The sequence below is a fragment of the Serratia sp. PL7 genome (genome assembly GCF_945957435.1).
This window is the reverse complement of record NZ_CAMFLB010000001.1, coordinates 125,236-143,071: the sequence shown is the minus strand read 5'-3', so window position 1 is coordinate 143,071 and position 17,836 is coordinate 125,236. Positions and strand designations below refer to the sequence as shown.

Sequence of the window (17,836 nt, the reverse complement as noted above, 5' to 3'; positions counted from 1 at the left end):
ATCAACCAGCTAATTCGAGAACCCACATTATTGCTGTTCACTCAGACACATGATAATGTGATGCCGATATTCTCTATAAATCCACCAAGACATGGGCGGCATTATAGATGACAATCAATAGGGAAGATAAATATAAAATCAGGAGTTATAATGTTTAGAATATTTATTTTTTGCTGCACATTTTTATTATCTCAACAAGCTATAGCTGGCGCATATATGCTTCCCGTATCTTTTGTTAACCTAACGGTTGTTCAATCGTTGGTTGCGTGGGATGAGAACCCTTCCGATCTCAATCCTTGTTATGGATGGTCGTCTTGTTTTATTGGCCCTGATGTCAAATACAGTACCCGAAATCCTGGGCTACATGGCTCATGTATAGACTCTAAAAATTGTCTTCGAATTGAAAAATATAGAACCGCAAAAGAAATAGAGATCGCCTGGAAAAACTCCTTTGGCATTCCATGGACCTCGCGACCCTACCTGGTGAACGGTAGGGATGCCAGTTGCGTTGGGCTTTTTTATGTACATACGCCATCACTAGCCGGGGGGGCGTTTTTATGGCCTAATTCTGTTTGCGGCAAATTGCCTCCCCAAAACCAATCTTGTGATGTGAATCTCCCTCCTGTGATAGATTTTGGTACGCTTTCGCAGGACGAGATTTCCGGGATGGAGAGAACGATTTATGGAACAATCGGATGCACTCAGTCAGGTACGGTAAAAATATATGCCCAATCTACATTAGGCGATGGAAATATTTATTTCAGAAACACCAAAAATTTTTATTCGACGCTTTTTTTAGATGGAAATTCCGCATGGACAGGCGTGGATTATTCTTTGACTGGCGGCCAACAGAAAAATATCAATCTAAAAGCAAAACTGACAGCCAATAATACCGTAGACCCAGGACCTTTCTCAGGCAATGCTATTATATACATTGCATTTCTATAATGCAGTTATACGGCTGCCGTGGAGCGAGGATTAACAGTCGGAGAGTTTCTGGTACACTTGGCCCGATTATCTCAGTCACACTCGGACGGGGTCATTACCCCGTCCTTTTCATTTAATAACGCTTAATGTTGCATATCGCCCGCTCTACGGCCGCAATATCATTGTCGACCAGCAAAGGCTGTACCACCGCAAAGTCCGCCTCGGACAAGTCATAGAGGCGCAACGCAAGCAACCGCGCGATGATTTCCGGCGCGAATCGCCAACGGATAAACCTCGCCGGGTTACCGCCGACGATGGCATAAGGCTCAACATCGCCGGCCACCACGCTGCCAGCGGCGACGATCGCCCCTTCGCCTATCGATACCCCTGGCATCAACATCGCCCGCATGCCAATCCAGCAACCGTCCCCCAGCCGGGTGTCGCCTTTGGGGCGGTACGCCCGTTTGATGGTTTCCATAAAGGGGTACAGGCTCAACCAGTCGATACGGTGGGTGTGATTGCCCCCCATCAGGATCACCGCTTCGGCCGCGATGCACACATAATCGCCGATCAGCAAGCGATCTATGTCACCCAGCGGCTGCCATTGCCGGCTGACCGCGTCGCCGTGCAGATAGCGCACTACCGAGCGTTCGAAGCCGTTATCCCAACAGTCGCTGTAGTAGCTGTGGGTGCCTTTGACGATGATATTCGGGTTGGTCACCGTCTGATGCAGCAGCTCGGTTTTAGACCAGTGTTTTTCGGACATGGCGTATTCTCTTGTTACGGGAATAAAAGCCACGGAACGGAATGTCTGTGGCCGTGTTGTCGTTCACTCAACACGGCCATTCAAGCGATAAGCGCTCGTTTCAATCTCGGGTTATTCATCATTACCGCCTCTCTTGCGAGGCGTAATGGTAGCCGATCACGCCTCGGCGGTCTTGCTTTTCAACAGCAGCACCCCGCCCATCACCAGCGCGCTGCCCAGCAGCTGCAGCTGATTCATGCTCTCCCCCAGCAGGAAATAGGCGATTGCCGCGGTGAACACCAGTTCCAGCGACAGGATCAGGTTGGCTACGGCCAGCGGCAGCGTTTTCAGGCTGATATTGTACAGCCCGAAGCCCAGCAGCGTCGGCCCGGCGGCCAGCGCCAGCAGCAACAGCCAGCCGCTCCACTGAATGCCCTGCGCGCCGTGCGACAGGAACCACAGAGAGCCGGCCATGCCGTGGAACGCCGCCAGCGGGAACGCCGTCAGCGCCGCGTTGAACACCAGCTGATACAGTGCCGAAAAACCGAAAACGTACAAAATGGTGTTCCACACCGGATAGCCCCGTTCGCTGGCCACCCGCCCGCCGAGGGTATACAGGGTATAGCCGATGCCCGACAGCATCCCCACCAGCAGCCCCAACAAGTCGAAGTGCTGGTTGCCCATGCTGTCGCCGTTGCTGACCAGGAAACAACCGCCCAGGCTGATGGCGATCACCAGCAGTTGGCGCAGCGTCAGGCGTTCGCTGTACATCACCCAGCCGAGGAACACGGTAAAGCCCACCGAGCAGTAGGTCAGAATGGTCGCCACCGATGCGCCGTTCAGCGCCACCGACAGCGTCCACAGGCTGTTGAACAGCGCCAGCAGCAGCCCGTAAAGCGCGTAGAACAATACCTGTTCACGGCGCAGGCGCGCCCACTGCGGTTTCACCACCAACAGCAGCGGCAACAGCACCAGCGCCACCAGCGCCGCGCGCCAGAACGCCAGCACGAAAGTCGGCAGGTGATAGTACTCGGTCAGTGCGCGAATGATGATGGCGGTAAAGGCCAGCAGCATGGCGCTGATAATGGCGATGACGTAACCCTGGCGGCTGCCCTGAAAGAGACGCGCGCTGGGCAGCAAAGGCCGGGCGGAAACGCCTGACGGTAATGACATGAGATCCTCGGAGAAATGGCGACATAAATACTCAGGCACAGAGTGTAACTCGGCCATTTTTTCTCACTATAGCCACTTTACGGCGTTGTCATGCAGGCCACTTTTCTGCGCTTGAAGCCCCGTTGACATGGGTTATAGTAAAAAGCTCTCTCCTTAACCGGGCCAATTTCGCATGCACATTCCGTTAGATCGCGAGCAGGACGTTCCGCTCTATTTACAGATCGAAGAAGCGCTGCGGCGCGCCATCCTTACCGGCGTGTTCGTCGATGGCGACAAGCTGCCCTCGACGCGCACGCTGGCGGCCGAGCTGGCGGTCAGCCGTTTAACGGTGGATAACGCCTATGCCGAACTGGCGGCCAAGGGCTTTTTGCATCAGCGGCGCGGCAGCGGCGCCTATGTTGCGCACCCGCAGGCGCAAACGCGCCCGGCCCGGCCGACCAGCGATACCCCCTTCCCGCTGGAGAGCTTCACCACCCTCACCTCGCGGCTGGACGGCTATGCCGACGCCCCGCTGCCCGAGGGGCTGATCAACTTCGCCGCCGGCGTCGGCAGCCCTAAGGTGTTTCCGCTGGAGGCGTTTCGCAAAGTGCTGCTGTCGGTGCTCAGCCGCCATGCGGAAGAGGCCTTCAGCTACGGCGAATACTGCGGCTACTACCCGCTGCGCGATACGCTGAGCCGCATCCTCAGCGCACAGGGTATCCCCACGCAGGCGGAACAGGTGCTGATCACCAACGGCTCGCAGCATGCCATCAGCCTGGTGGTGCAAAGCCTGCTGACACCGGGCGATACGGTGATCGTCGAAGAGCCGACCTACGCCGAAGCGCTGGGCCTGCTGCGCCAGCACCGCATCAATATCGTCACCGTGCCCGGCGATCGCCACGGCATGCTGGTCGAACGATTGCCCGAGTTGCTGGAACGCCACCGCCCTAAACTGATCTACACCATCCCCAATTTCCACAACCCGACCGGCCGCTGCCTGAGCGAGGTGCGTCGGCGACGCCTACTGGCGATCGCCCAACAGGCCGGCGTGGTGATCCTGGAGGACGATTTCGTCGGCGATCTGCGTTACCAGGGCAAGCAGCTGCCGTCGCTGCGCGCGCTGGCGCAGCCGGGCGCGGTGATCTACGTCAGCACTTTCTCCAAGATGCTGCTGCCCAGCATGCGCATCGGCTATCTGGTGGCGGACAGCGAACACTATCAGCGTTTCGCCAGGCTGAAACACGTCGACAGCTTCACCAGCTCCAGTCTGATCCAGCGGGCACTGGACGCGTTCGTCACCGTCGGCCGTTACGACAAGCAGCTGCGGCGCGCCGGGCGCGTCTACCGCCGCCATCTGGAAGTGATGATCGACGCGTTGCAACGGCGGTTGCCGCCGGGGTGCCGTTTCGAAACGCCGCAAGGCGGCTTGTTTATCTGGCTGACGCTGCCCGCGACGGTAACCACCACCGAACTGATGCCGGTGGCCTGGCGACACGGCGTCACTTTCGCGCGCGGCGAATGCTTTTATGCCCAGGAACAGCTGGGCGCGCACAGTCTGCGGCTAAACTTCGCCGCCAACTCGCCGCCGCAGATTGAAGAAGGTATCGCCCGGCTGGGCCGGGCGATTGAGGAAGTGATAACAGAGAAAAACGCCGGTTAGACGGCGGCCCACCACAGCCGCAGCTTCATCCCCCAGTAACTGGTCCAGCCGGTGGTGCTCTGCACCACTTTGCCCTGCGAGATCACCACGAAGGTCGGCGTCACACCAATCTGCCACTGCGCCGACAGCGTACCGGCCGGATCGTTGACCACCGGCAGCGCCAGCCGTTTGCGTGCCAGCCACTGTTTCACCTGGGTATCGTCGCCCGAGCGCAGCGCGACGGTCAGCACGTTGCCGCCCGTCGCCTGCAAACGGGCGACGTCCGGCGTGGTGAAACGGCAGACGCCGCACCAACTGGCCCAGAAGTAAACCAGCAGCGGCCGCTCATGGCTGAGTTGCGCCAACGATACGCGCTCGCCGTCCAGCGTGGTCAGGGTCTGAGCATCGAAGGCCGGCGGCGCCTGCGGCGCGTTCAGCCAATCCATTACCGTGACCACCGCCAGTACGATCAGCGCCAGCAGCAGCAACTCGCGCCCCCAGCGCTTGAGCTTAGCCATGGTTGGCCTTCGCCAGCTGCTGCTTCACCATCGTTTCCAGCTCTTCATAGGACACCGCCCCCGGCAGCATTTGATCGCCGATCAGCGTCGCCGGCGTCCCTTGTACGCCCAATTGTTCCGCCAATTCCATATTGGTGCGCAGCGTGGTCATGCTTTGTTCGCTCGGAGCCACCGCCTTGACGCCGGTTTTCTCCTGCGCGGCGGCGATGCTGGCCTTGTCGTGGAAGCCCTTTTTCGCCATCAGCCGCTGGTGCAAAGCCCAGAATTGATCCGGATGCTGCTGCCAGGTGGTGAGCGCCACGCGCGCCGAGCTGACCGAGCTTTCGCCCTTGAACGGCAATAGCTTCACCACCAGCGCCACATCCGGGTATTGCTTGACGATCTTCTCCAGCATCGGATCAAACCGCTTGCAGTACGGGCAGTTATAGTCGGTAAAGGTCACCAGCGTCAGTTTGGCGTTGGCGGCGCCCAGGCGCGGGCTGGCCGGATCCTGATACAGCGTTTTGGCATTCTGCTTGATAGCCTGGCTGATTTGCTGGCCTGCGGTCTGCTGCTGCCAGGCGTCCACCGCCTGCGCCAGAATGTCCGGGTTGGACACCAGCGTTTCGCGGATCATCTCTTTAATGCGCGCCTCTTGCGCCGGGGTGAAAGGCTCGGCGGCCCACGCCGGGGCGGCGATGATCATCAGTAAAATCAGTAGCTTTTTCATTGTTCGGTTCCTTTGGCATGGGAGAGCGTTTGCAGCACGGCGTCACGGGTCAACAGCGGGGATAACACCTCGCCGTCCGGGCTGCCGGGGCCATAGATTTGGTTGAAAGGCACGGCGACGCTGCCGCGCTTTTGCAGGAAGGCGCTGATGTCGGCCGACGGGCGGCTCCAGTCGCCGCGCAGCGCGACCACATCGTCGGCGCTCAGCGCGCGCTGTACGTCATCGCGCAGCAGCACATTGAATTTGTTGGCTTTACAGGTCACGCACCAGTCGGCGGTCACGTCGACGAACACCCGCTTATGCTGGGCCAGCGCCTCGGCAATCGCCTGTTCGCTCAGCGGTTGCCACTGCACCCGATCCTGCAACGGTTGGCGCCACAGGCCGGCGGTCAGCGAGCCGGCCAACAAGGCCACGCCAGCCAGCACCAACGTGCCCGCCGCCAGCTTGGCCGCTAACCGTGCTCCCTGCTGACGCCATACTGCCAGCAGCAACGCCAGCAGCGCCAGCGCCCCCAGCCACAGCGTGGCCTGCACGCCGATATGATTGCTCAGCAGGCTCAGCAGCCACAGCGACGACGCCAGCATCAACAACCCCATCGCCAGCTTGACGGTATTCATCCAGCGGCCGGGGCGCGGCAAGCGCAGCGCCAGCGAAGGCCAGGCGGCAATCAGCAGCCACGGCAGGCTCATGCCGATGCCGAGTGCGATGAACATGCCCCACAGCACCGGCAGCGACGCCGCCAGCGCGAAGGCCACCGCCGTGCCGAGAAACGGCGCCGAGCACGGCGTCGCCAGTAGCGTAGCGAACGCGCCCTGCCAGAAATGGCCGCTCAGACCGTGCCCGTTATGGGTGGCCAGTGAGGTATTCAGATCGGATGAGAGGCGCAGATGGAACAGGCCAAACAGGTTGGCGCTGAACAGCAGCGTCACCAGCACCATAAAGCCGATAAACCACGGATTCTGGAACTGAATGCCCCAGCCAAGCGCGTGGTTGCCGAGTCTCAGCAGCGTCATCAGCAAGGCCAACGCCATAAACGAGGCGACGATACCCAGCGACGACGCCAGGAACTGCAAACGAACGCTGCGCCGATCGCGATGCTCCACCTGCAGGATAGAACCGAGCTTGATGCCCAGCACTGGCAGCACGCACGGCATCAGGTTGAGGATTAACCCACCCGCCAGCGCCATCAATACCGCTTGCCATAACGGGAACGCCGCACCGGCAGGCGCGGCCAGCGGATCGCCAATCGGCAGCGTAATCTGCTGCGCCATGCCGCCGTCGTCAATCACCAACGTCAGCGTTTTGCCGCGCAGATCCGGCGCCGCATCGCCCCAACCGTCGCTGACCGGCACTCGCGCCAACAGCTGAGCACCGTCGGTCTTGACCTGCGGCTTGCCGAGATCGGCATCCGCTAGCGTATCGAAGAACAGCGCGGGTTGCTGCCAACCGGCGGCGCGTTCGGCGGAAATCTGCAGCTCGCCGCTGCGGTAACCGGCCTTGACGCTTTCCGCCAACCCGGCGGCGATCGGCACCTGCCCCATCGCCTGCGCGAAATCGTGGTTAAACAGCGGATCGTTCGGCATGGTCAGATCCAGGCTGAACGGGTAGTCGGTCAGAATGCAGACATTACTGCAAGTGGACAGCGTCAGGGTGCCCGCCAGCGGGCCGGACACCTGGCCTGGCATCACGATCGGCAGCGTGACCCGATCGTGATAGCCCTGGGTGGAAATGCCGGCCACCTCGAAACGCTGCGGCGTCGGCCAGTGCCAGGTTGCGGGCGGCGGGTTGCCCTGCCAGACGATAGCCGGCGCGATGCCGCCTTCGCCTGGAGAGCGCCAGTAGGTTTTCCAGCCTTTTTGCAGCTCGACCGACAGCAGCAGACGGGTCTCTCCCGGCTGTGACGTGTCGGCGCGCAGCCGCACCTTGGCATGATCGTTGGCCGGGTTCTGCAGCCAGCCGCTGTCCGCCGCCTGCAAGGCAGGCAGCCACAGCATAAACAGGCAAGCGCAGGCCAGCCTGATAATTTTCAACATGTTAATTCTCCATAAATGATTAATTCACCGCGAAAAACGGGCGATTAACTCATTCACGGAAGACGCATAATCGAAGGTGCACCCTGAGGGTGGGCGGTGAGATGACGCGGGGAGGAGGAATGCGCAGGCGCGCGGCCATGGTCGGCGCCAACAGCGCCAGCAGCAGCCCCAGCCCGAACAGCACGGTTTCGAACATTACCGGCGGCGCGGCCAGCAATGATTTGGCGCTCAGCTCACAGGGCGTCGGCTGCGCTTCGGCGGCGGCGTCGCTGGGCTGAACGGCAGTGGCCGCCGGGATCCCCAGCGTTTGCTGCAGCGCATGCAGGCCCGCCATACGCTGGGTCATGCACGTCAGCACCACCAGGCAAGCCAGGCATAAAAACCATTTTGCAATCCGCTGCCGTTTAACCATGCCATCCTCATGTTTAGATCTGGGGTTATCTTAGCGGCGCGGCCGCGATTAGCAACGTTTTGTCGGTAAAGAAATGTCTGAGCGACGTATTGATGGCGGCGATTTACAGGTATCATAGACAGTAAGCCTGCGCTTTTCGCCGGGTACGATGACGATTCTCTCCTCCAGGCACACTGCGGGGATACACAGCGAAGGACTGGTGATATGCAACCTTTGAGTGGGCCGGGCGCCCCAATCGCCGGCGAACGCCCTCCCTCCCCGGGCAAAACGGCGGCCACTGACGATCAACCCCTCTCTCCGGCGCAGCGCACGACGCTGGAAAAACTGATCGTGAAAATCATGACGCTCAGCCCGGCAAAGTCGGCGGAGATCTGGGCGTCTCTGCGTCACGATCTTGGCGCCGACAACGGCGGCGAACTGCTGGCGCGCCATTTTCAACCGGCGGAACAGCTGCTGCAAACGCGCCTGACGCAGGCGCAGCAAAACCACGCCGGGCGCCAGCTGTTGCAACAGCTGGCCGAATTACTGCCCCTGGGCAACAACCGCCAGGCGGTCAGCGACTTTATTCGCCAGCAGTTCGGCCATACGGTGCTGAGCCAGTTGAGCCCGCCGCAGCTGCAGCAAGTGCTGAATCTGTTGCAGACCGGCGGCCTGACCATTCCCCAGCCGCAGCAAACCGCCACCAGCGATCGCCCGCTGCTGCCCGCAGAGCATCAAAGCCTGCAGCAGCAGATCACCAAACTCAGTGCCGCCACCGGCGAAGCGCCGGCTAAAATCTGGCAAACGCTGTTCGATCTGGCGGGTGTGAAAACCAACGATCCGCTGCCGGCGCGCCACTTCCAGCTGCTGAACCAGTTTTTACAGGTGAAAGTGGCGCTCAGCCCGCAGAGCGCACCGACGCTGAACAACCTGCTGGCGGCGCTCAAACAGCCGGCGGACGAGCAAGAACTGCAGCAGATGAACGACTATTGCCAGGCGCGCTTCAACTGCGGCGCCAATGCGCCGCTGACGCACCCGCAAATGAGCGACGCCATTCATCAACTGTTTGCCCGCCGTCTGGAGAAGGCCGGCCAGGCGCAGCCGATCGCCAGCCACCCTGTCGAGCCACAGCCGCTGCTCAACCCGCTGATCGCCGCCCTGCCTCTGCCACTGCAAAAAGCGCTCAGCAAGCCGGCCGTGGCGCTGATCCTGCTGCTGTTGGTGCTGGCCGTGGTGCTGGCGCTGGTATTTTAACGCCTCAGGCGCAGCCGCAGTCCGCAACAGCCGCCCGATCGCGCAGCGATCCCGGCTGTTCGCCGATGGCCAACGGATGGCCGTCGCGCAGCCAGAAATCCAGCCCGCCAATCAACTCCTTCACCCTGAACCCCAACGTCGCCAGCTTGTAGGCGCCTTTGGTGGAACCGTTGCAGCCAATGCCGTCGCAGTAGGTCACATACACCTTTTGGCGATCCAGGTGCGCCGTGCCGGCTTCATCCATCAGGCGATGCGGCAAGCTGAACGCGCCGGGGATATGCCCGGCGGCGTACAGCGCCTCCGCACGGGTATCGATCACCACCATCCCGTCCACGCCATTGCGCAAATCTTCCGCCACGTCCCAGGCATCCGCATAGCGGCTCAGTTTGGCCGCCAGATAGGCCAGGCTCTCTTCCGGCGCCGCTGGCGGAAAAGCCAGCACCAAGGATTCTTTCGGCATATCACTCACTCCCGTTGATCAAGACAGATGACAATAGTGCCCGATTTTGGTCTTATGATTGATACCCATTTTTTACTCATGATAAGACCCATTATGCGGCACACGCTGATCACGCTGTTTCAGCAATCGCCTCACGCCGCCGGCACGCTGCGCGATCGTCTGTGTGCGGCATTGCGGCAGGCCATCCACCACGGCGCATTGAGCGTTGGGCAACGGCTGCCCTCCAGCCGAGTGCTGGCTGGGGATCTGAGCCTCTCGCGGGTGACCGTAGAAGCAGCGTACGGCCAGTTGGAGGCGGAGGGGTATTTGCAGCGCCGCGTCGGCCAGGGCACATTTGTGGCGATCCGCATCGCCAAGTCGCCACCACCGGCGACCGGCTCCGGCATGCCACGTCTTTCGCTGCGCGGCCAACAGATCGTGCAAACCGGCGGCTGCCGCGATCCGCAGTATCCTCAGGCCTTCGCTGCCGGCTCGCCGGACCTGCGCGCGTTTCCGCTGGCCTTATGGAAGCAGCTGACCGCGCAGCGCCTGCGGCTACAGGGAGAAAGCCTGCTGCGCTACGGCGACCCGCAGGGCTATTTGCCGCTGCGTGAAGCGATTGCCGCCCACGTCAACCAAACGCGCGGCGTAATCTGCGATGCAAACCAGGTTATCGTGCTGACCAGTTCGCAGCAGGCGCTGCAACTGATTGCCACGTTACTGCTGGACAGCGGCGACAGCGTCTGGATGGAAGAGCCGGGTTACGCCGGGGCGAGAAATGCCTTCATCAGCGCCGGCGCCGCGCTGACGCCGGTGGCCGTAGACGGCGACGGCCTGCGAGCAGAACCTTCCTTGCCCGATCCGCGTTTGATTTATCTGACGCCCTCGCACCAGTACCCGACCGGCGCTGCGCTCAGCCTGGCGCGCCGGTTAGCGTTGCTGGCGCTGGCGGAAAGGCAGCAGGCCTGGATCATCGAAGACGATTACGACAGCGAGTTTCATTACGACGGCCAGCCGATACCGGCGATGCAGGGCCTGGATCGCCGTGGCCGGGTGTTATACCTCGGCACCTTCTCCAAATCGCTGTTCCCTTCGCTGCGGCTGGCGTACCTGATCGTGCCACCCGCGCTGGTCGAACCGTTCGTCACCGCGCGCACGGTCTATGACGGCCATAGCGCGCAGCTGATGCAGGCGATCACCGCCGAATTCATCCGTCAGGGGCACTTCGCCGCGCATATTCGCTATATGCGCCAGCTCTACCACAGCCGGCGCGATGTGCTGCTGACGGAAGTACGCGAAAAACTCGGCCACTTCGCCACACCCGCCCCTGCCGCCGGCGGTCTGCAGCTCAGCGTTTGGCTGCCGCCCGGCCGGGAGGCGGCACTCAGCCAACAGGCGCGGCGGCTCGGCGTCCTTACGCCCGGGTTAACTGCGCAATACCAAACGGTTCAGGCCCAGCGCGACGGATGGCTGCTGGGCTTTTCGGCCCTGACACCGGGCGAGATCCGCAGCGCCGTCGAGCGGCTGGCGCGGATCGTTGTGGCTTAGCCCTGCCCTGGAAAGACGCCGGCCGGCTTATTGCTCGGTCAGGCGCATCTCCGCCACCAGCGGCAGGTGATCGCTCACCGCCGGCCAGTGCACGCCATTCCAATCGCCGCTGGCGTTCGGCACCGTCAGGCTGTCCAGATGCCAACGCTGCGCATTGCCGGTGAAGATATAATCCACCTTGATCTCGGCGTTTTCCGCCGGCCAGCTGCGACCGTCCTGCCCGTTGGGCATGATGTCGTTCCAATAGCGGCTCAGCTCCAGCCAGGTGACGCTGCCCGGCACGTCGTTCATGTCGCCGAACAGCAGTTTGATGCCGCGCACTTCGATAGTGCGATCGTTCAGCTCCCGCACCTGATCCAGACGCATCGTCGGATCTTCCTTGGTATCGAGATGGGTGTTGAACAGGGTGATCGGCGTCGGGAACTCCGGCACGTCAACTTTGGCGCTGAAGGCGATGCGCTGCTCGCGCTGGCCGGACGGCAACGGATAGATTACGGCATCGTGCAGCGGATACTTCGAGAGAAACGCCAGGCCGTATTCACCGCCGTCGAAATCGATCGCCCGGCCAAACACCGCCTGCATGCCGGTCAGCTTCGCCAGTTCCGCCGCCTGATCGACGCGCCCGCTGCGGGCGGTGAGTTTATCCACCTCCTGCAGCGCCACCACGTCGACGTTCATCGCGCGAATCGCCTTGGCGATGGCGGTCATGTCGCTGACCTTGCCGGCGGCGATATTGAAGCTGGCGACGCGGATCTTCGGCGCCTGCTCCAGCTCGTAGGTTTTGTTCTTCAGGCCGCCCAACGCGCTGGCCACTTCGCGGCTGTTGGCGTTGCTGTTGGCATGCCCGGTATCGGCGGACGCCCAGGCGCTGTGAGAGATACCCAGGGACAGTAAAGTGATAAGCAGAGCGTGACCGGTGTGCATGAATTCTCCTTGAGGGACAGATAAGTGTTATGTAGGCGCTTCCCGGCCCACAGCTAACACCGATTTTGCCGCAGAAACCTGCGACTATTTCCTAGTTGCACCGCTATTTTTCGTTTCTGCGCGATGCTTCGCATTCTGGCGGTTTACGCATTGCGCCGTTGGACAATCGGCTGATTTCGTTTTAAAACCGGTAGATTGCCAACCGCGAGGAGTTCCGATGACCAGCCCGATTGCCGAACAGCTTACCGAACGTTTCTTCCGCTATCTGGCGGTGACCAGCCAGAGCGACGCCGCCGCAACCGCCCTGCCCAGCACGCCGGGGCAGCATGAGATGGCGCAACTGTTGGCGGACGAGCTGCGCCGGCTCGGCCTGGCCGACGTGCAAATCGACGAGCACGCCACCGTGACCGCCCGCAAGCCCGGCACCCAACCCGGCGCGCCGCGCATCGGCTTCATCACGCATATCGACACCGTGGACGTCGGCCTGTCGCCCGAGATTCATCCGCAGCGCCTGCGCTTCACCGGCGAGGATTTATGCCTGAACGCCGAGCAGGACATCTGGCTGCGTACCGCCGAGCATCCGGAGATCCTGCCCTACCGGAACGAAGAGATCCTGTTCAGCGACGGCACCAGCGTGCTGGGCGCCGACAATAAGGCGGCGGTCACCGTGGTGATGACGCTGCTGGCCAACCTGACCGCGGCCGATCGCCACGGCGATATCGTGGTGGCGTTCGTACCGGACGAAGAAATCGGCCTGCGCGGCGCCAAGGCGCTGGATCTGCAGCGTTTCCCCGTCGATTTCGCCTACACCATCGACTGCTGCGAACTGGGTGAAGTGGTGTACGAGAATTTCAACGCGGCAGCGGCGGAGATCCGCATCGAGGGAGTGACCGCCCACCCGATGTCGGCGAAAAACGTATTAATCAACCCGATACGCATCGCCAACGACATCATTAACCGATTCGATGTACTGGATACCCCGGAGCACACCGAAGGGCGCGAGGGCTATTTCTGGTTCACCGATCTGGCCGCCAACGCCAATCAGGCGACGCTGAAGGTCTCGATTCGCGACTTCGATCGCGCAACCTTCGAGGCGCGCAAAGCCCGCCTTGAGGAGACGGTGCGCCAGGTGGCGGCCAACTATCCGCGCGCCAACGTTAGCTGCAACGTCAGCGACATCTACAGCAACATCAGCAATGCCATCGGCGAAGATCGACGCGCTATCGATCTGATCTTCGGCGCCCTTGCCGCCCACGGCATCCCGCCGAAGGTGATCCCAATGCGCGGCGGCACCGACGGCGCGGCGCTCTCCAGCCGCGGTATCCTGACGCCCAATTACTTCACCGGCGCGCATAACTTCCACTCGCGCTTCGAGTTTTTGCCCGTCAACGCCTTCGTGAAATCTTATCAGGTGACCCGCAGCATTTGCCTGCTGGCCGCGCGGCAGAGTGGCAATCCGGGCTAGCTCATCACCCAACCGAGCAGCGCGGCCCACACCAACAGCGGCAGCGAGTAATAGTGGAAGCGCAACCAGATCTTGCGCTCCCCTGCCATACGCAGCGCAATCAGGTTGGCGAGCGATCCGACCGCCAACCCGAAGCCCCCGGCGTTGACCGCATAGGCCAGCTGCGGGCTGGAAGGCACATAGTTGAGCAACAAAATGGTGGCCGGCACGTTACTGACGATCTGCGACAGCCCAACCCCCAACGCATACACGCTCCCCTCGCTCAGCCCGGCGATGGCGGCAAATGCCGGCTGAAGCGGCGGCAAGCGGGTAAACAGGCCGACATCGATGAACATGGCGGCGAACACGAAAATCAGACTCCAGTCGATCTGCAACAGTACCCGGCGCGCCAGCAGCAAGAAACCGGCGAACACCGCCAGCAGCCCGTACAACGGCAGATCGAAATCAAGACACAGCAGGAAAACTGCATACAGCCCTACGCAGCTCAGCAACAGCGGCCGCTGGTACGGATACCCCTCGGTATTCGGCGTTTTCACGATGTCGCGCGCCGGGAAGCTGAACCAGGTCAGCGCCAGCAGGCTCAACATCATTGCGGCGCCAAACGGCGCCATCTGGCCGATAAAATCGAGGAAAGAGAGGCCGGATCGGCTCCACAGCAGGATATTTTGCGGGTTGCCGATCGGCGTCAGCAACGAACCGGCGTTCACCGCCAGCGCCTGGAAGATGATCAAGCGGCCAACCGGCAGCGCCGACAGCTTTTTTAGCGTGATGGTGAGCGGAATGACGATAAACAGCGCCACGTCGTTGGTCAGAAACGACGACAGCAGCGCGGCTGAAAACACCAGGAACAGCGCTAGCCGTCGTTCGCTGTGCAACCGGTTGATAATCTTACGGCCAACGAAGTCGAAGTAGCCGCTGACCTCAACGCCTTTGGTCAGCAGCATCAGCCCCAGCAGGGTGATGAGGGTGCGGCCGTCGATAAAGCCGCCCAACGCCGCCAATGGCTGCGGATGAAAGACGAACATCGCCACGCCGGCCAGCAGCAATACATGCAAGAAGCGATCTTTGACAAAGGGATGGATAATCCGGGAAATGGCGGTTGCACTCATGGTGGCAGCTTGAAACCTCAGCGAAAAGCATGAGCGAGACGTTAGCTCAGGCGCGGCTTCAGCGCCAGCAAAATGCTATTTTACCTTTATCCGCTTTTCATTTGCCGCGCTTTACTTTATTTGTAGCGGCTTTCACGATTTCAAAGGACATGTTATGGCTTCCCTGTTCGCCAAAGGGGCGTTGCTCAGCGCCTTATGCGCCCTGCTCGCCGCCTGCGACGATGCCGCCTCTCGCCCGCAAATCGATATCGACGGCAAGACCATGGGCACCTTCTACAGCGTTAAGGTCAGCGGTGACGTCGCGATCGGCAAACAAGAGTTGCAGCGGCAGATCGACACGGTGCTCGAACGGGCCAACGACGATATCTCTACCTACCGCGCCGATTCGGTGCTGTCGCGGTTTAACCGCAGCGCCAACCTCGAGCCGCAGCCTATCCCGCGCGGCATGGCGGACATCGTGTTGATGGCCCAGCGTATCGGCCGTGATACCGGCGGCGCCATGGACATCACCGTCGGCCCGCTGGTAAACCTGTGGGGATTCGGCCCAGACAAGCATCCGGTCAAGGTGCCGGAACAGGCGCAGATCGACGCGGCGAAGCAGCGCACCGGCCTGCAGCACCTGAAGCTGATCAGCGACAGTCGCGGGGAGTGGCTGCAAAAAGATCTGCCGGGCATGTATGTCGATCTCTCGACGCTGGGCGAAGGCTATGGCGCCGATGAGTTGGTGCGCCTGATGAACCGTAACGGCATTACCAACTACCTGGTATCGGTCGGTGGCGCGGTCTCTTCGCGCGGCGTCAACGGCCAGGGCAAACCCTGGCGGGTAGCGATCCAAAAGCCGACCGATCGTGAAAATGCGGTGCAGGCGCTGGTGGATCTGCACGGTTACGGCATCAGCACCGCCGGCAGCTACCGCAACTACTTTGAACAAAACGGCCAGCGCTACTCCCATGTCATCGATCCGGCCACCGGCAGGCCGATCAACCACCGGCTGGTTTCCGCCACGGTGATCGCCCCCACTGCGCTCGAGGCCGACGGCTGGGATACAGGCTTGATGGTGCTGGGCCCGGAGAAAGCGTTGCAGCTCGCCGAAGAGAAAGGGCTGGCGGTCTACCTGATCAGCAAAACCGACGACGGTTTCAGCGCCGTGATGACGCCGCAGTTCAAAGCGTTTTTGGTGCAGTGAGATAAAAAAGCCCGGCGCGCCATGGCCGGGCTTATTCCTGTTCCGCGCCGATCACTTGGTCAGCGCGATGATACCGAGGGTCAGACCGGCAACCGCCGCCGCGCCGCCGGCGATCGCGCCTGCGGTTTCCCAGTTATCCTGAGTGGTGCCCTTCATACAGGTGTTGGTGTGCACCAGACGCCCCTGGTCATCGTAGACCGGCACGCAGGGAGAATCGGTGGCGCATCCGGCCAACACGGCCGACAGTAACCCAACCGCAATTAACTTTTTCATACTTCTTGCCTCAATGTTCGATCACTTTAGAAAGCTACGCCGAGCGATAATCACGCTACCTGGCTATTGTATGCTCAACGCGTGTAATGGCGAGGTAATGATGTGTCAGGGGATGTGATTTGGGAAAACTCCGAGCGCTCGCCCGGCGGGCTTTGAGCAGTAAAAAGCCCGCGAAAACGCGGGCTTGATGGCGAAATGAAGCTCAGGCGGAATTATTTCGCCAGTTTGCGCATCACCAGGGTGGCGTTGGTGCCGCCGAAGCCGAAGCTGTTGGACATCACGGTGGTCAGCTCGCGCTGAGTCGGCTGGGTCACGATGTTCATGCCGGCCGCCTGCTCATCCAGGGTTTCGATGTTAATGCTCGGCGCGATAAAGCCGTGCTCCAGCATCAGCAGGCTGTAAATCGCTTCCTGCACGCCCGCGGCGCCCAGCGAGTGACCGGTCATCGCCTTGGTGGAGGAGATGGCCGGGGTATTGTCACCGAACACTTCACGAATAGCGCCCAGCTCTTTCACGTCGCCTACCGGCGTAGAGGTGCCGTGCACGTTGATGTAGTCGATCGGCGCATCCAGATCCTGCATCGCCATCTTCATGCAGCGCACTGCGCCTTCGCCCGAAGGGGCAACCATGTCGGCACCGTCGGAAGTCGCGCCGTAGCCAACGATTTCTGCGTAGATGTGCGCACCGCGCGCCAGCGCGTGCTCCAGTTCTTCAACCACCACCATGCCGCCGCCGCCGGCGATGACGAAACCGTCACGATCGGCGTCGTAGGTGCGGGAGGCTTTTTCCGGCGTGTCGTTGTACTTAGTGGACAGCGCGCCCATCGCGTCGAACTCGCAGGCCATTTCCCAGCACAGCTCTTCACCGCCGCCGGCGAACACGATGTCCTGTTTGCCCAACTGAATTTGCTCAACCGCGTTGCCGATGCAGTGCGCGGAGGTCGCGCAAGCGGAGCTGATGGAGTAGTTCACGCCATGGATTTTGAACGGCGTTGCCAGGCAGGCGGAAACGCCGGAAGCCATGGCTTTGGTCACCACGTACGGGCCAACCGCTTTCAGGCCGCGCGGGCTGCGCATCGCATCGGCACCGAACACCTGGAAGCGCGGAGAACCGCCGCCGGAACCGGCAATCAGGCCTACACGCGGGTTGTTTTGATACTCTTCTTCCTTCAGGCCGGAAGACGCGATCGCTTCTTGCATCGCCAGGAAGGCATAAATGGAAGCATCGCTCATGAAACGCACTGCCTTGCGGTCGATCAGGCCGGTCGTGTCGAGCTTAACTTGCCCCCATACGTGACTACGCATGCCGGAATCTTTCAGCTCCTGGGAGAAAGTGATCCCAGAACGTCCTTCCTGCAGGCTTGCCAGGACCTCCTGCTGGTTATTACCAATGCTGGAGACAACTCCCAGGCCAGTAATCACTGCACGTTTCATTCAATACCTCTTCCACTATTTACCTACGGGATTTTGCATCGCACTTTAGCGTACAGATGTAAGCCGAACAAGTCCGATCAGCGTTTTTCAG

General features: G+C 61.0%; 17 protein-coding genes. 6 read left to right on the top strand and 11 right to left on the bottom strand.

Annotated elements, in window-relative coordinates:
* Positions 1–150 precede the first annotated feature (150 nt).
* Positions 151–948 carry a hypothetical protein gene (locus tag N6G83_RS00740; protein WP_127146845.1) on the top strand — a complete coding sequence of 266 codons (798 nt, stop codon included), beginning with the start codon at positions 151–153 and terminating at the stop codon, positions 946–948.
* A 112-nt stretch (positions 949–1,060) separates the two neighbouring features.
* On the opposite strand, the gene N6G83_RS00735 is transcribed toward N6G83_RS00740, so the two are convergent.
* Together N6G83_RS00735 and N6G83_RS00730 are read right to left on the bottom strand one after the other, a co-directional pair.
* Positions 1,061–1,693, bottom strand: coding sequence for a CatB-related O-acetyltransferase (locus N6G83_RS00735; RefSeq protein ID WP_025303702.1), 633 nt, complete (start codon positions 1,691–1,693; stop codon positions 1,061–1,063).
* Between the two features lie 156 nt (positions 1,694–1,849).
* Complete coding sequence (locus N6G83_RS00730; RefSeq protein ID WP_025303703.1) at positions 1,850–2,845, bottom strand: DMT family transporter; 996 nt, start codon at positions 2,843–2,845, stop codon at positions 1,850–1,852.
* A gap of 172 nt (positions 2,846–3,017) precedes the next feature.
* Between N6G83_RS00730 and N6G83_RS00725 the strand changes: the two genes are divergently transcribed.
* On the top strand, positions 3,018–4,484 hold the full coding sequence (locus N6G83_RS00725) for a PLP-dependent aminotransferase family protein (protein ID WP_025303704.1): 1,467 nt from the start codon (positions 3,018–3,020) through the stop codon (positions 4,482–4,484).
* On the opposite strand, the gene N6G83_RS00720 is transcribed toward N6G83_RS00725, so the two are convergent.
* The 4 genes from N6G83_RS00720 to N6G83_RS00705 are packed head-to-tail and all read right to left on the bottom strand — an operon-like array spanning position 4,481 to position 8,135.
* A complete protein-coding gene (locus tag N6G83_RS00720; protein ID WP_025303705.1) occupies positions 4,481–4,981 on the bottom strand; it encodes a protein disulfide oxidoreductase in 501 nt (166 codons plus the stop codon). The genes N6G83_RS00725 and N6G83_RS00720 overlap by 4 nt on opposite strands.
* Positions 4,974–5,690 carry a DsbA family protein gene (locus N6G83_RS00715; RefSeq protein ID WP_025303706.1) on the bottom strand — a complete coding sequence of 239 codons (717 nt, stop codon included), beginning with the start codon at positions 5,688–5,690 and terminating at the stop codon, positions 4,974–4,976. The genes N6G83_RS00720 and N6G83_RS00715 overlap by 8 nt, the downstream gene beginning before the upstream one ends.
* The gene (locus tag N6G83_RS00710) at positions 5,687–7,723 is read right to left on the bottom strand and encodes a protein-disulfide reductase DsbD (RefSeq protein ID WP_260514360.1); all 2,037 of its coding nucleotides are present in this window, start codon (positions 7,721–7,723) and stop codon (positions 5,687–5,689) included. Before N6G83_RS00710 ends, N6G83_RS00715 begins: the two co-directional genes overlap by 4 nt.
* Before the next feature lie 49 nt (positions 7,724–7,772).
* Positions 7,773–8,135, bottom strand: coding sequence for a hypothetical protein (locus N6G83_RS00705; RefSeq protein WP_025303708.1), 363 nt, complete (start codon positions 8,133–8,135; stop codon positions 7,773–7,775).
* A gap of 204 nt (positions 8,136–8,339) precedes the next feature.
* Here N6G83_RS00705 and flk point away from each other — a divergent pair, with 204 nt between their 5' ends.
* Positions 8,340–9,368 (top strand): flagella biosynthesis regulator Flk, encoded by a 1,029-nt coding sequence (gene flk, locus N6G83_RS00700; protein WP_025303709.1) that lies wholly within the window; start codon positions 8,340–8,342, stop codon positions 9,366–9,368.
* A 4-nt stretch (positions 9,369–9,372) separates the two neighbouring features.
* Here flk and N6G83_RS00695 read toward each other — a convergent pair whose 3' ends face one another.
* Positions 9,373–9,828, bottom strand: a complete 456-nt coding sequence (locus N6G83_RS00695) for a rhodanese-like domain-containing protein (protein WP_043140156.1) — start codon at positions 9,826–9,828, stop codon at positions 9,373–9,375.
* A 93-nt stretch (positions 9,829–9,921) separates the two neighbouring features.
* Between N6G83_RS00695 and N6G83_RS00690 the strand changes: the two genes are divergently transcribed.
* A complete protein-coding gene (locus N6G83_RS00690) occupies positions 9,922–11,355 on the top strand; it encodes a PLP-dependent aminotransferase family protein (protein WP_260514359.1) in 1,434 nt (477 codons plus the stop codon).
* A 27-nt stretch (positions 11,356–11,382) separates the two neighbouring features.
* Here N6G83_RS00690 and N6G83_RS00685 read toward each other — a convergent pair whose 3' ends face one another.
* Positions 11,383–12,279 carry an endonuclease/exonuclease/phosphatase family protein gene (locus N6G83_RS00685; RefSeq protein ID WP_049203714.1) on the bottom strand — a complete coding sequence of 299 codons (897 nt, stop codon included), beginning with the start codon at positions 12,277–12,279 and terminating at the stop codon, positions 11,383–11,385.
* Positions 12,280–12,496: 217 nt separating this feature from the next.
* Between N6G83_RS00685 and pepT the strand changes: the two genes are divergently transcribed.
* A complete protein-coding gene (gene pepT / locus N6G83_RS00680; protein WP_260514358.1) occupies positions 12,497–13,744 on the top strand; it encodes a peptidase T in 1,248 nt (415 codons plus the stop codon).
* On the opposite strand, the gene N6G83_RS00675 is transcribed toward pepT, so the two are convergent.
* A complete protein-coding gene (locus tag N6G83_RS00675) occupies positions 13,741–14,853 on the bottom strand; it encodes an SLC13 family permease (RefSeq protein ID WP_025303714.1) in 1,113 nt (370 codons plus the stop codon). The two genes, pepT and N6G83_RS00675, sit on opposite strands and share 4 nt — an antisense overlap.
* Before the next feature lie 154 nt (positions 14,854–15,007).
* Here N6G83_RS00675 and apbE point away from each other — a divergent pair, with 154 nt between their 5' ends.
* Positions 15,008–16,039: an FAD:protein FMN transferase ApbE gene (apbE, locus tag N6G83_RS00670; protein ID WP_260514357.1), complete on the top strand. Its 1,032-nt coding sequence runs from the start codon at positions 15,008–15,010 to the stop codon at positions 16,037–16,039.
* 51 nt (positions 16,040–16,090) lie between these two features.
* Here apbE and N6G83_RS00665 read toward each other — a convergent pair whose 3' ends face one another.
* Together N6G83_RS00665 and fabB are read right to left on the bottom strand one after the other, a co-directional pair.
* The gene (locus N6G83_RS00665) at positions 16,091–16,312 is read right to left on the bottom strand and encodes a hypothetical protein (protein WP_004936201.1); all 222 of its coding nucleotides are present in this window, start codon (positions 16,310–16,312) and stop codon (positions 16,091–16,093) included.
* 212 nt (positions 16,313–16,524) lie between these two features.
* Positions 16,525–17,745, bottom strand: a complete 1,221-nt coding sequence (gene fabB / locus N6G83_RS00660; RefSeq protein ID WP_016926857.1) for a beta-ketoacyl-ACP synthase I — start codon at positions 17,743–17,745, stop codon at positions 16,525–16,527.
* Positions 17,746–17,836: the final 91 nt, after the last annotated feature.

Excerpts from the sequence above, each read along its gene's own strand:
- N6G83_RS00740 (WP_127146845.1), top strand. The coding sequence starts at position 151 with ATGTTTAGAATATTTATTTTTTGCTGCACATTTTTATTATCTCAACAA.
- N6G83_RS00735 (WP_025303702.1), bottom strand. The coding sequence starts at position 1,693 with ATGTCCGAAAAACACTGGTCTAAAACCGAGCTGCTGCATCAGACGGTG.
- N6G83_RS00730 (WP_025303703.1), bottom strand. The coding sequence starts at position 2,845 with ATGTCATTACCGTCAGGCGTTTCCGCCCGGCCTTTGCTGCCCAGCGCG.
- N6G83_RS00725 (WP_025303704.1), top strand. The coding sequence starts at position 3,018 with ATGCACATTCCGTTAGATCGCGAGCAGGACGTTCCGCTCTATTTACAG.
- N6G83_RS00720 (WP_025303705.1), bottom strand. The coding sequence starts at position 4,981 with ATGGCTAAGCTCAAGCGCTGGGGGCGCGAGTTGCTGCTGCTGGCGCTG.
- N6G83_RS00715 (WP_025303706.1), bottom strand. The coding sequence starts at position 5,690 with ATGAAAAAGCTACTGATTTTACTGATGATCATCGCCGCCCCGGCGTGG.
- N6G83_RS00710 (WP_260514360.1), bottom strand. The coding sequence starts at position 7,723 with ATGTTGAAAATTATCAGGCTGGCCTGCGCTTGCCTGTTTATGCTGTGG.
- N6G83_RS00705 (WP_025303708.1), bottom strand. The coding sequence starts at position 8,135 with ATGGTTAAACGGCAGCGGATTGCAAAATGGTTTTTATGCCTGGCTTGC.
- flk (WP_025303709.1), top strand. The coding sequence starts at position 8,340 with ATGCAACCTTTGAGTGGGCCGGGCGCCCCAATCGCCGGCGAACGCCCT.
- N6G83_RS00695 (WP_043140156.1), bottom strand. The coding sequence starts at position 9,828 with ATGCCGAAAGAATCCTTGGTGCTGGCTTTTCCGCCAGCGGCGCCGGAA.
- N6G83_RS00690 (WP_260514359.1), top strand. The coding sequence starts at position 9,922 with ATGCGGCACACGCTGATCACGCTGTTTCAGCAATCGCCTCACGCCGCC.
- N6G83_RS00685 (WP_049203714.1), bottom strand. The coding sequence starts at position 12,279 with ATGCACACCGGTCACGCTCTGCTTATCACTTTACTGTCCCTGGGTATC.
- pepT (WP_260514358.1), top strand. The coding sequence starts at position 12,497 with ATGACCAGCCCGATTGCCGAACAGCTTACCGAACGTTTCTTCCGCTAT.
- N6G83_RS00675 (WP_025303714.1), bottom strand. The coding sequence starts at position 14,853 with ATGAGTGCAACCGCCATTTCCCGGATTATCCATCCCTTTGTCAAAGAT.
- apbE (WP_260514357.1), top strand. The coding sequence starts at position 15,008 with ATGGCTTCCCTGTTCGCCAAAGGGGCGTTGCTCAGCGCCTTATGCGCC.
- N6G83_RS00665 (WP_004936201.1), bottom strand. The coding sequence starts at position 16,312 with ATGAAAAAGTTAATTGCGGTTGGGTTACTGTCGGCCGTGTTGGCCGGA.
- fabB (WP_016926857.1), bottom strand. The coding sequence starts at position 17,745 with ATGAAACGTGCAGTGATTACTGGCCTGGGAGTTGTCTCCAGCATTGGT.